Below are 12,289 nucleotides of genomic sequence, written 5' to 3'. Positions count from 1 at the left end.
TATTTGACTTTATATGTATCTACTTTCTTTACTTAATCATTTGCTCCTTAATGAGACGTTCTTTATCGTCCAACTTAAATACGCCTGGCACCCATGTCCGAAGTACTCCATAGCCCCCAATAATTTCTTTGTCTACTTCGAATATCACAGCTTGCAAACGTTCTCCATTATCATCTTTTTCTTTTAACACATAAGTATGCCGTATAACTTCTTCACCTAAATACTCACTCAAAAATGTAATTCCACTTGCTTCATAGTTATTAAGCAATTCATCGGGAATATCTAATATATAAGTTTCAACTTCAATTGAATCTTTTATCTCCCAACCTTTTTCTGATAAATATACTTCGTGACGTTCATTAAGACTTTCCTGCCCACAAGCTGGAACGAATAATATTCCTACAATCATCATAAAGAGCATTCTGATTTTCATTACAACACCTCACTTTACAATCGTGGTAAAGCATTTTAACGCTTTAGGTAAATAAGATGTATTTTTTATTTAAAATATTTTTCATAGCAAACGCATTCATGAATTCGTTGGTTTTCTGAAAATTGTTCGATATCTTCTCCTACATAATGAGCAAACGTATTCTTTAAGTGAAGATTAGGAATAGTACTTTGAATTCTATTTTTCAATTCATTTCCTTCGAAATAAATATGGTAATAGGAATAGACTTTTTTAAACTGCATTTTTTCATACCAATTCCGTACCCAACGATCATCTCTAGTCCACGCTTCAAATCGATTCAACCCTAAATTGATTGCTCTTTTTTCCGCTTCTTGGAGAAGTTGCTCACCGATTCCCTGTCGGTGGTAGTCTGGATGTACTGCAACATGCCAAACCATACCTCCTAAACCGTGACCTCTTGAGCAAACGGTTTTTTCTTCCTTTTCATACTCTATATCAATGAGTCCAATAATTTGTCCATTTAATTCTGCCACGAGTTCGATTGCAGGATTTTCATAGTTTTCTTTTTTATTCAATACGTTATCAAAGTAGGCTGTATTTAGAAATGATAGTGTTCTACATCTTACCCAACCTACCTCATCAGAATCGTTATATTCCCGAATAAACACTTAATATATCCTCCTTTGTTTAAATGATGTTGAACTATTAAAATATTATTTCTAACTTATATTATTCGACTTAGGAAATTTATATCCTCTAAAAAGGACAATCAATAAGTAATGTAGAATATGTATAAAATAATATTAATAGGAGGGATAATTTGAAAAATCAAATTTGTGTTATAAGCATTTATGTGCCCAATTTAAATAAAGCAATTGACTTTTATACTAATACGTTAGGTTTTGAATTACATAAGCAGTATGGTCCTAAGCTTGCATCACTCGTTAACGGATACTTACCACTTGTTTTGGAGGAAAATGATAGTGCAAGCAATAACCAAAATGCTTCAGGAGTTGCATTGGGATTGCAAACGGAAGATATTTATGAAAAGGTTAAATTCTTAAAAGAAAAAGAAGTACATTTTATAATAGATGAGCCAACTGATTGTCCTCCAGGAAAATTCATTAGTTTTCGAGACCCTTTTGGTAATATTTTAGAATACCTGCAATTTGAAGATTAATAATCTAATTAAAATAAAAATTGAGTTACGGCGTGCATTAAAAAAGAACTAGAATTAGTTATCTAGCTCTTTTTAATTTGATAATAAAAGAGAAGTCTTTTAATAAGTTGCTAGAAGAGTTTTCTGAAATTCCTCTGTGCTTTGTCCAGTAGTTTTCTCCATGGTGCTATAAAAATCATTTAAAGACTCCGATAATAACAACTTCGCTATGACTTCTGATCCATATAAACTATCCAACTTTTTCACTGTGAAGTAGCCTTGTAAATATACTTTATAATGTTCCAGAGTCGCTGGGATGGTTTTATTTGTGTCTAGTAAGCGATAATCCACTGTTTCACCTAGGATCTGATGGTTAATCACCCTATCCTGATAACCAACGTACTCACTTAGCCCCTCTATGAACCAAAAAGGCAGATGCTCCATTTTACTACTCAATCCATTAACCTTTGCAAATTGGTGAATACGATAGTGGGTATATTCGTGTAATAATATTCGTTCCCATCTTTTTTCATCATCCATCTTCATTAGATGAATAGATTGATTCCTACGTTTGTAATAACCTACTGCTCCAGGGGACACTTCCTTAATAGCCGAGGAATCATTGTATATTTCAATCTTTAAAGGGTCCTTTAGCTCTGACCCGAAAATCCGATCTAACTTTGCCTTTTCCTTAGCTAACAGCGAGGAGTACTCCTGCACAGAAGCAATATTATCTGCTGCAAAATAATAAGAGATACTATCAATCTGCTTAGACTCCACATTTTTTTGGATTGAATCTCCTGAAAATAAAGAAAATAATTTTCTGCTTTTCTTCTCTTCTGCTTTGGCTCCAGTAGCTAGAGGCGCTATCTCTTTATAAGGTTCTTCTATGAAATTAGACCATGCGCTACCTCCGATGTAGAAGGAGCATAATAAGGTAGCTGTTAATATAAACCTAACAGTGGGCCGAATAATGGAGACCGAAAAGTCTCGTTTGGTTTCCAAGTAATACATATAAAAGATAAAAAGTAAGCAGCTAATTAATATGCTCCACACTAGATTGCTCCAGTTATAATACACAGTAAATGCTTGCACGGTATACGCTCCAATGAAGAAAGGAAACAGCAGAAACAAAGCTCGCTTGATGATAGTTTTCAATTTATCCTCCTATTGAATGGTTGTACGTTTGCTCGTTGCTATGTTGCGCTTGGCATGGTCGATTTGCTTCATGCCAACCATTGTTGACAATATGCCTTTCGTATTCATTAGGAATCGCAAGCTATCATCTGTTTTTTGTATATCTTTACCAAGGTTAAAAGGTGCGCTGGTCGTTACGTGTATATTTAACTGTCTTGCTGCCTCAAGTACTGTCATGTCAATTCCAGCAACTGATTGGGTTTTCTTTTTGATTGCTTCAGGAAAAACTCTATTTACGGGTATTTGCACAAATCTAAAGTGGTGGTCTTTACCCCCCACCTTTCTGGCTATACTTTCTGCTATCTCTAAAGAGATATAGCCTATCTCATCATGAGCACTGATAAGTCCAAGCCATGTAGCCATTCCATAAAAGCGAATATTTTGCTTCTCTACCTGTTCCTCAAAAAAGTAAAATAAATCCTCCAGCTGGTTGTAGAATGCATCTTTTCCAAGAACCTTCATGGAAAGCTCTGGAACATGTAAATAATATATATCAATCGTATCCAAATGAAGGTGCTTTCTGCTTTGCTCTAAAGCAAACCGGAAATAATTAGGTGTAAGTACGTGCTTTTGATGTTCAACAGTTTGTATATCTGTCTCTTTAATAATTTTATTTTGTAAAAGCACCGATTCTAAATAATCCTTGGGAACAAGTCCGGCATCTTTATCCCCCGGAAGTAGCCCACCTTTAGTGGAAAGGACAAATTCTGATCTATTCAATTTTTTGTTTTCTGTTATCTCTAAAAGAACCTTGCCAATGTCTCTTTCTGATTTCATACCACGATAATTTAAGGCGGTATCAATAAAGTTTAGTCCGTTCAATAGACTATAACGAATCGTTTCTTGATATAAGGCAGAATGTGCCTCCGTCATCTCTCCTAAATGTGTTCCAAGTGCAATTCTAGAGCAATAAAACCACGGTGTTTCTCTATAAATGGATTGATGATGACGCAAGTAACCAAAGGTATCCTCTCGAGTCGCAAAGCCTTTGATCATTTTCCTGGATTCTCCTTTAAAAAATCTAAAGCCATATAATAAGCATTGGCTGTGAAAAGCTGTTGAATTTCACCATTCTTTATTAAAGAGTGCATTTCCTTAAAATCAAAAGTATGAACATCTATAAATTCTGTAGGATCCAGCTGTTGGTTGCTAGTTTGATAAGCATCTAGTAGCAAATAGGTGTAAACCTTATTCGTTTGAGTAGCTGGGTTTACGTAAAATTGACCCAATAAAACTGGCTCACGGTCGGTTGTATAGCCAGTCTCCTCTTGAACTTCTCTAAGAATTGCCTTCTGATAGCTTTCTTGTCCCTCTGGCTTTCCAGCTGGAATTTCTAAAAAAATATTTTGACCTGCGTAGCGATATTGGCTTACTAAAATAATTTCTTGTTCCTTCGTAAGGACAATCGCATTAACCCAGTCGGTATATTCATTTACATAATAGTCATCAATTACTTGTCCATCTGGCAGTTCACAAATGTCTTTTCTTAAATTTCCAAATGGGGATTTAAAAATATACGAGGAACTTAACGTTTTCCATGTGATCAATCGTATCACTCCTTTAACTCGAAGTTCATTAGATAAGCCATCATACTGACTAAATACTTACGTTTGCAGTGAGGTACCACAATCGGAGCAAAAATTGGATGATCGACGAACAGGATGGCCACAGTTTGAGCAATAGGCTTCCGCTTTTAACTGTCCCTCCTCCCATCCTTGGCTGGCTGCAGCCATTTGTTCACGTATTACCTCGTTATTCAGTTCTATTAATTTTTTATGATTACCTATTCCAGTTAAAACAAATCCAAAAAAGATAATGGGAGCACCTACAAAGAATAACCAAAAATACTGCGGTTCCTCAAAAAAATCCAACGTAAAAAATTCAAAAAAAGCAAACCCTATGCAGCATACGCCAACTATCATCATAAATGGACCTATTAGCTTCACTTCAATTTCACCTCATTTTCAAAAAAATTCATAAAGACCTCCATCAAAATATTTAAACTCTTCTATTGAAATAGGTGTAGAATCATACCCCTCATAGAAAGCTTCTACTAAAAATGGATTTGATTGTATAGATCTAGTTGCAAGAGCTAGGTCATATCTCGGATCTCCGTATGCTACTCCAGCAAGATCAATAAAAGCATATACCTTACCATCCTTCACAAGAACATTATCAATCGTACAATCCCCATGATTAAGTGTTTGAGGTACTGGCTTAGGCTGGTTGAATTTTAAATAGGTCAGTAGCTCTTCATTGCCGTCGACCTCATAATGCATGACGTTATATGTGGCAGTTTGTAATTGTTTTTCAAGCCAGTTATCTTCTATTAACAATGCTTTAGGAGGCATAGTGGCGTGTAATAATTTTAGGAGAGTACCAAAACTGTAAAAAAGGGATTTCTTTTCTTCCATTGTATTTGCAACATGTAAGGCTTCTCTTAAAGGCACACCTTCTAACTTACTCATTAGAAGTGAATTCTCTTCGGGTTGCTCTTTGTAATGCATGAATAATGGAATCGGAAGTTCTGTCTCTTTATTTAGAAGTTCCATTACCTCTGCTTCTTTTTTTAGCCATTCTCGATAAGGTAGCTCAGTTGCTACTTTCCATACAAATTGTCCTTTTTTAGTTTGTAGAAAGGTGGTAAATGATGTTCCACCTTGACGCTTAGGGAAAGACTGTGCGAGTATTTCTCCAGTTATTTTCATATCTAAACTTTTAATTATTTGTTTATTCAAAATAAAACACCTCTAGGCCATATTATACAATAGGCTAATAAGAAATAACTATACATTTTTCATTATTTTGTAAAAATTGAAACTATTTCGCTATTCCAATTGATGCATGCCTCGCAATCCCTATATTTAACCTACATGCATATTCTAATAAATATGATAATTCATAAGGAGGAAATTTAATGGGATTATTCATCAACGATAGCCAGCATCCAGGTGTTTTTAAAAATAATGGCGAATTAAAAGCTAGCAACCAAGTCGAGTTTCGTAGTAACTACTTATCCGATTTCATTCTTAGCCAAGAAGCAACTAACCAGTCTTTTTTAGATAATATTATTCGATTAAATAATTCGCAACAACAATATGGAGAACAACAAATAACCCATTGGAATGAAATTAACAAAAGACTTGAGTACTTAAAGAAATTAAATATGCAGCATGAACAGGTTGAAAAACAAATACAAACTGGTTTAAAGAAATTAGAGCAACAAAACGAAAAGTTGCACCACTTAATAACAGAAGAGCAGCTTGGAAAACAATGTTTAATGGAACATATTGAGCATCTAGATGAAACACAACACCATATAAAGGTTCGATTAGACAAATCTGAAGAAACTTCCGGAGTGATTGTTCAAAAGATAGACGATCTTTCATTAAAAAATGTAGAAGTACTTTCAAGTATGGAGCAGGTGTCAGCGTTTCAACATGAAGCAATGGCCAAAATGGACGAACAGCATCATTTCCATCATACGATTACCCAACAGATTAGTGGTTTGGAAGAAGCTCAAAAGGATTTAACAAGTCGAGTAGATCTCCAAGAAGGCTTGTTGGAGAAAATAATGAGGCAGATCGACCATATTCGATTTTCATTATATGAAAGAACGAATTTCATAGAGGAAAAAATGGAGAAGTTGTATCAGGCTTCTATAGCAAGCTTTCAAAAAATAAAAAATGGGTCTAATTAATTTAAATTGCTTTGGGAGTAAATTGCAAAGATATTCATGTACAGCATGGATAATTTCAATTTACTTTCTAGCAACCTGAATAGATTATTAATTACGTTTTTAGTGAAGAGGTGATGTTTATCAAAATGATAACCTTAAGAAAAAATTAAGAATTATCGTACCATAATCTTAAAGTCTACTTGCTATGCTAGATATATCTAGTAAGGGAGTGAGACAGTTGAAAAAATTCTTCTTATTATGCTGCCTTTCAACATTTGGGTATTTGATCTTTACTAACTATACCAATGAAGACAGACAAATCTTTACAATTGAAGAAGAACAGATTTATGAAGGGAATCTTATATTAATTAATAACGAGGTAAAACTTCAACAAGAACCAACCGAAATCGAAGCGGTACCTAATGACTTTGCAAATAACGTAGAAATACAATCAGAAATGACTGTACATAAGGATTTACTGACCCCTATGCAGGAAATGTTCGAGGCAGCTGAAAAAGATGAAATTATGCATTTCAAGCTTAATAGTGGTTTCCGTACTGGTATCGTCCAACAACAACTTTATGAAGAATTAGGTTCACAGTATGCCCTGCCAAATGGCTATAGTGAGCATCAGTCAGGCTTGTCCATTGATATTGGTTCAACCGAAGGAATGATGGAATATACACTGGAAGCCGACTGGTTAGCACAACATGCACCAGAATTTGGCTTTATTTTACGTTATCCGGAGAACAAAGTGGACGTAACTGGAATCGCTTTTGAACCTTGGCATTTCCGCTACGTTGGAAAACCCCATAGTCTTATTATGACCAATGAAGATTTAGTGTTAGAAGAATACCTCGCATTTTTAAAAGAAAAAGGCGAATATGACACAACCATTGAAGGTAAGCAATATCAAATAAGATATGTAAAACAGGAACTATTAAAAAGTATGGAGTCATCTAAAAGCAACAAATATGAAATTTCAGGGGATAATTTGGGCGGAATCATTATAACTAAAGTAATGAATTGAACTTATACTCCAACGCTAGAGTACATAGAATGACAAAAATATATTCTAATCCTATATCTTTTTTTACTTTTAAATACAGTCAAGCATGTAGTTGAACCCAAAGTCTATTGTTTCCTTTGCAACAAATTGCTAATTTTTTTATTCGTTTCTTCATCAAAAGTATAAATCGTATGGGTATCATCAGCTTTCATTAAAGATCCGTTTTCCCTGTTCTCTCCTAACCATAAATAATAAGTTTGTTTTTTATCTTTTTTAAACATAATATCTATATAATGATCTGGATTAGACATATTAACAATTCCAGCTTGTTGTACTGAACTTGAAATCATATCTTTAAACTCTTTTATACTGGCTTCATCTTTAAAAATAATAGTGTCTTCCAAAGTTGAGCTTGATAGGATAACTTCCATTACCTCACCTTCTACTTGTTCATTTGACGATTGCTGAGGGTTATCGTGATTTGTTTCTTTGCTTTCAATTGATTGACATCCTATTAGTAAAATAGATAAACATGTTAACAGGATAATGAAATGTATTTTCTTCAAAATGTCACTTCCTTTGGATTTTAACTATTTTATAATTAGACGGCCCTTCCCTTGATTTGTTTCAAATTTAAAAATTATTCCATTTAAAAAATACCCCGTGCATATTAGTTGGCGACTAATGTGCATGGGGTATTCGAATCACGAAATATATTATGTCGAGTTAGACTGTTTCCTCTAAAATTTTCCTCAAGTCAGACCATTGTTTCAGCCTTGGCATATCCATTAACTGATTATACGATTGATCCTTTATGAATACTTTTGTTTTTACGTTTTGGAGCGTTTCTAAAACAGCTGGCTTATCATCGAAATAATAATCTAACTCTAATGCCTTGATTGTTGCTATTTTTTCTTCATCCTGCATCCCGCAGTAAAAGTTTTCATCTGTTATTGGAAAGCCTTGTGCTTTCATCCAATCTCGTGTTTGAGCGCAATATTTTTTCGGGCGAGAGGTGATATAGTAAATCTCATGTCCATCATTTTCTAGGGATATCAACGTTTCCAAGGCTCCCTCAAAGGAAGGACATTCTGTAAAATATATTTCCTCCATACAATCTCTCCACATGGTGTTTCCAGCTTCTCTTTCCAAACCAAAAGCTTCATGAATCTCTACCGTTTTTAAAGCATGAAATACGTCAAGATTCACATTTTGATTAAGTTTCTTATTGTACAAGTGAAAAGCATGCTCTCTCAAATTAATTAATGTATCGTCAATATCAAAACCAAATTTCATTTTTATTCTCCTACTCTTATACTATTGTTACTTTTTATTTATTTTTCTTTATACTGGATCAAAAGTTATGTAGCTCATTTATTTTTAGGGTAGGCAATTATACGAAGATCCTCTCCAAAATTTTGGAATTCGTCAAAATACAATTGCTTGGCAGCATCCATTGACTCTGGATTTTCACCAGTAAAAGGGGTAATGGATTCTTTGCCTCCCAGTACTTTTGGAGCTATATAAATATAGTATTTATCTATTAAACCAGCATTCAGAAAGGCCGAATTTATCGCCCCTCCACCTTCCACTAGTATGTCGGTTAACCCTTGTTGATATAATTCGCTAAGTACCTCTTCTAAATCCAATCCACTATTTCTCTTGGAAACAAATAATACTTTTGCTCCCTTTGATTCATATTCCTTAACACGGTTTGAATCTACTTCTTTACTTGTTACTATAATCGTTTTGGCTTCCTCTGTTTGAAGGACCTGTGCATCTAAAGGAGTCCGTAGGCTGCTATCTAAGATAATTCTTGTAGGATTTTTTCCATCAAGCTCAGTAAGTCTTGTAGTTAAGGCTGGATTATCTGCTATTACTGTACCTACCCCTACTAAAATACCGTCTACTTCATTTCTTAGCGCATGCACATCTTTACGTGATACTTCTCCAGTAATCCATTTAGAATGTCCATTGTAGGTTGCGAGTTTACCATCTAGTGTCATAGCAAACTTTGAAATAACAAATGGACGCTTGGTAAGCATATTGTGTATAAAACGCTCATTTAACTTTTGCGCTTCTTTTTCTAATATCCCGACATCAACTTGAATGCCGGCGTCACGAAGTAGCTGAATGCCTCTTCCTGCAACCTCAGGATTAGGGTCCCTAGTCGCTACAACGACTCTGCTTACCTTTGATTCCTTTACTAAATTTGCACAAGGTGGTGTTTTACCGTAATGTGAGCAAGGTTCTAAGGTTACATAAAGAGTGGAACCCTCCGCATGCTGTTGCGCCATATTAAATGCATGCACTTCTGCGTGAGGCTCGCCTGCCTTGCGATGTAGTCCCGTACCAACAATTACTCCATTTTTCACAATTACTGCACCCACTACTGGGTTAGGATTCGTGTTGCCTTTCGCACTAGCCGCCAAGTCTAATGCAAGCCTCATATATTCCTCGTCGGTTTTCATTGTATACACCTCACACTTTTAAACTTGGACTCTCTTCTACAATATGTCCGGATTTTTTCACTTTCGTATTCAAATAAAATTCATTTGTTTCAGTCAGTCCACCCCATAAAGGCACGTGATCCTTAGCAAGAAGACCATGGTTCTTTAACGCAGCCAGCTTCCTAGGATTATTAGTTATTAAAGTCACCTGCTTGCTTCTTAATACTTCCAACACGCGAATTGCATCTTCATAGGAGCGACTATCGTCTTCAAAGCCTAGTGCATGATTGGCTTCAACCGTATCATAGCCTTCCTCCTGTAAAAGATAAGCCAGTGATTTAGAAAATAAACCAATTCCTCTGCCTTCATGATCTGCTAAATAAAAAATGGCACCACAGCCATGATTTACTACCATTTTCATCGATTCATGAAGCTGGAAACCACAATCACAGCGTTGACTACCAAATATATCTCCTGTATGACAAATACTATGCATACGAATAAGAGCATCTTCCTCATTCGCGAAGTCACCATAAACAAGAACAGAGGATTGTTGGCCAAAAGCTAAATTTGATTGTGGCAATGATGTTAAAATATCCTCTTTTGATAAATTTTTATCAATTTTAACCCAGGTATACCATTGAAAGGTTGTTTGGAAATCGCCTTGCTTAATAGGCAAGTTAACTGGCCCAACTAAACAAAGATCAAGTTCCTCAACCGTTTCTATTATTTTTATTTTATCCTGCAACAATGTCAGCGTTTCTTTATTTATATTCATTTTCATTCACCTATCATTCATATTCATCATTTTTGTCTATTATATTCTAACTATTTTTAAGCACTTACATAACGTAACCTAGTATATAATTGCAACCTCGCCGTGTCAACTTTTCTTCCCTTTTCTATTAGGGAATGGTGCGTACAAACATAAACATCTTACCATAACTTTTCACCTAAGATAACATAATCTTTCTTGACTAGATCTGACTAATTAAGCATCTTTAATCGTTCCACGATGTCCATAAAACTAGAGTCGTACAAATTAGTTAATAAATCAAATCACGTGAAATGGGCTTGAGTTCCTGTAAAAACATCCCTCTATACTTGGCTATGGAGTGGACGACTCTCGAGGAAGCAGTACTAGCTATTTCAGACTGTTGTAGTCCTATTATTATTGTATGAGTAAAGGTTATTTTAAAAAACACATAAAAAATGAGCTAGGATATTTTTATCTTTGCTCATTTACTTTGTTATTACTTTTATGTTTTTGTGATAATTTGTTAAATTACCTGTTAGTTAAGTAATATTTTTAAACCAAGTCATCATTCTAATAACTTGAAAAGGTTCAAACCAAGTAACTAAAAATAGTAGAATAATAAAAGTAGCAATTGATATATATTTCACGCTTCCTTTTTCTCTTTTAGAGATCGCAATAAAACTAAACACAGCCCCTATTAATATTAAAATTACTCCAGTAAGTACAATAGGTTCCACGTAGCCATCTATTAACCAGTTTAATATAAAGAATAGAATCCCAATAAACATTAGGACTATTGAGCATATACTGAATCGTTTCATATTATAACACCCCTATTAGTTTTACTTATATATATGACTTTAAAATTTCATGAAAGTTCCAATTCGTTTCCAGCTAGCCTTTTGCTTTAGATCAATAAAAAAAGGCATTACTCCAACTTAAAGTAATGCTCCCATAAGGTAAACAAGAAAATCATTCAATTAAACTATTTATAATGGTTATGTTCCAAAGCATTTTTGGGATTAATATCATATCCTGTTGCCCGTTTTCCATACCTACTAACGCCTACCTATAATCCGTTGCTTACTTTAGTTCAATAAGAAAAAGGCTTTACTCATTCTTGTAGCCAGCAGCTGTTAGCTTAAGAAGAATTTTTTACTTTATTCCTCATTTTCTTACGATAAAAATAACGCCACAAATAAAAGACAGTCCAAACTATTACTAATACTACCAAAGGAATATACTGATATTTTTGTTCACCATAAAATATAAAGATGCTTCCTATAATAAACGTTGGTACCATCAAATAGAACCACATTCTTACTTCCTTATTTTTAAAACTTAATTCAAATCGTTCACTCATAGTCTCCCCCCTCGTATATTAGTAATAAGAGCTCTTTCCGATAGAATTTCCAGTTGATCCGGACAGCTGGAGGATCTGTTGGATTTCCTATAGGAAGTGGTCGCCTCTTGGCTCCCTCACCCTTTTTATGTTTTACCTGTTTGACCCCTGCTTTACCGAGGGAGCCAAAAAGGAAAAGTCTATTTTTAACATGACTAAATAAAGCTGACAGGTGCTTACCTGCTTATTTGAGTTGCCTAACTTCATATCGTTTGGACGAAGAT

The 12,289-nt window shown here is 34.7% G+C and carries 16 protein-coding genes; 3 read left to right on the top strand and 13 right to left on the bottom strand.

What is annotated here, in order from left to right:
- Positions 1-28: 28 nt before the first annotated feature.
- Together MKY09_RS08960 and MKY09_RS08955 are read right to left on the bottom strand one after the other, a co-directional pair.
- Positions 29-433 carry a DUF4830 domain-containing protein gene (locus MKY09_RS08960; RefSeq protein WP_342568112.1) on the bottom strand — a complete coding sequence of 135 codons (405 nt, stop codon included), beginning with the start codon at positions 431-433 and terminating at the stop codon, positions 29-31.
- A 65-nt stretch (positions 434-498) separates the two neighbouring features.
- A complete protein-coding gene (locus tag MKY09_RS08955; RefSeq protein ID WP_298468421.1) occupies positions 499-1,080 on the bottom strand; it encodes a GNAT family N-acetyltransferase in 582 nt (193 codons plus the stop codon).
- Between the two features lie 152 nt (positions 1,081-1,232).
- Between MKY09_RS08955 and MKY09_RS08950 the strand changes: the two genes are divergently transcribed.
- Positions 1,233-1,592: a VOC family protein gene (locus MKY09_RS08950; protein ID WP_342568111.1), complete on the top strand. Its 360-nt coding sequence runs from the start codon at positions 1,233-1,235 to the stop codon at positions 1,590-1,592.
- A gap of 99 nt (positions 1,593-1,691) precedes the next feature.
- Here the strand turns inward: MKY09_RS08950 and MKY09_RS08945 are convergent, their stop codons facing one another.
- From MKY09_RS08945 to MKY09_RS08925, 5 genes are read right to left on the bottom strand one after another with little or no spacing between them, the layout of a single operon-like run.
- Positions 1,692-2,729: a collagenase gene (locus tag MKY09_RS08945; RefSeq protein WP_342568110.1), complete on the bottom strand. Its 1,038-nt coding sequence runs from the start codon at positions 2,727-2,729 to the stop codon at positions 1,692-1,694.
- A 9-nt stretch (positions 2,730-2,738) separates the two neighbouring features.
- Positions 2,739-3,764 (bottom strand): aldo/keto reductase, encoded by a 1,026-nt coding sequence (locus MKY09_RS08940; RefSeq protein WP_342568109.1) that lies wholly within the window; start codon positions 3,762-3,764, stop codon positions 2,739-2,741.
- Entirely contained in the window at positions 3,761-4,315 is a 555-nt protein-coding gene (locus tag MKY09_RS08935) for an NUDIX hydrolase (protein WP_342568108.1), read from the bottom strand. Before MKY09_RS08935 ends, MKY09_RS08940 begins: the two co-directional genes overlap by 4 nt.
- Before the next feature lie 57 nt (positions 4,316-4,372).
- Complete coding sequence (locus MKY09_RS08930) at positions 4,373-4,714, bottom strand: zinc ribbon domain-containing protein (RefSeq protein ID WP_342568107.1); 342 nt, start codon at positions 4,712-4,714, stop codon at positions 4,373-4,375.
- 18 nt (positions 4,715-4,732) lie between these two features.
- The gene (locus tag MKY09_RS08925) at positions 4,733-5,506 is read right to left on the bottom strand and encodes an aminoglycoside phosphotransferase family protein (protein ID WP_342568106.1); all 774 of its coding nucleotides are present in this window, start codon (positions 5,504-5,506) and stop codon (positions 4,733-4,735) included.
- A gap of 179 nt (positions 5,507-5,685) precedes the next feature.
- Between MKY09_RS08925 and MKY09_RS08920 the strand changes: the two genes are divergently transcribed.
- Complete coding sequence (locus tag MKY09_RS08920; protein WP_342568105.1) at positions 5,686-6,468, top strand: hypothetical protein; 783 nt, start codon at positions 5,686-5,688, stop codon at positions 6,466-6,468.
- A gap of 217 nt (positions 6,469-6,685) precedes the next feature.
- Positions 6,686-7,477: a M15 family metallopeptidase gene (locus MKY09_RS08915; RefSeq protein WP_342568104.1), complete on the top strand. Its 792-nt coding sequence runs from the start codon at positions 6,686-6,688 to the stop codon at positions 7,475-7,477.
- A gap of 104 nt (positions 7,478-7,581) precedes the next feature.
- Here MKY09_RS08915 and MKY09_RS08910 read toward each other — a convergent pair whose 3' ends face one another.
- The 6 genes from MKY09_RS08910 to MKY09_RS08885 form a co-directional block, all read right to left on the bottom strand.
- Entirely contained in the window at positions 7,582-8,022 is a 441-nt protein-coding gene (locus tag MKY09_RS08910; protein ID WP_169358226.1) for a hypothetical protein, read from the bottom strand.
- A 160-nt stretch (positions 8,023-8,182) separates the two neighbouring features.
- Entirely contained in the window at positions 8,183-8,752 is a 570-nt protein-coding gene (locus MKY09_RS08905) for a hypothetical protein (protein ID WP_342568103.1), read from the bottom strand.
- Positions 8,753-8,826: 74 nt separating this feature from the next.
- Entirely contained in the window at positions 8,827-9,927 is a 1,101-nt protein-coding gene (gene ribD / locus MKY09_RS08900) for a bifunctional diaminohydroxyphosphoribosylaminopyrimidine deaminase/5-amino-6-(5-phosphoribosylamino)uracil reductase RibD (protein ID WP_342568102.1), read from the bottom strand.
- Positions 9,928-9,937: 10 nt separating this feature from the next.
- Positions 9,938-10,684: a GTP cyclohydrolase II gene (locus MKY09_RS08895; protein WP_169358223.1), complete on the bottom strand. Its 747-nt coding sequence runs from the start codon at positions 10,682-10,684 to the stop codon at positions 9,938-9,940.
- 518 nt (positions 10,685-11,202) lie between these two features.
- The gene (locus MKY09_RS08890) at positions 11,203-11,484 is read right to left on the bottom strand and encodes a hypothetical protein (protein ID WP_342568101.1); all 282 of its coding nucleotides are present in this window, start codon (positions 11,482-11,484) and stop codon (positions 11,203-11,205) included.
- A 320-nt stretch (positions 11,485-11,804) separates the two neighbouring features.
- Positions 11,805-12,026 carry a hypothetical protein gene (locus MKY09_RS08885; RefSeq protein WP_342568100.1) on the bottom strand — a complete coding sequence of 74 codons (222 nt, stop codon included), beginning with the start codon at positions 12,024-12,026 and terminating at the stop codon, positions 11,805-11,807.
- Positions 12,027-12,289 lie beyond the last annotated feature (263 nt).

This window comes from Psychrobacillus sp. FSL K6-4046, from assembly GCF_038624605.1.
In the GTDB taxonomy this organism is placed as follows: Bacteria; Bacillota; Bacilli; order Bacillales_A; family Planococcaceae; genus Psychrobacillus.
Note: the sequence above shows the minus strand (reverse complement) of the source record. Positions and strands in the feature narration are given on the sequence as shown.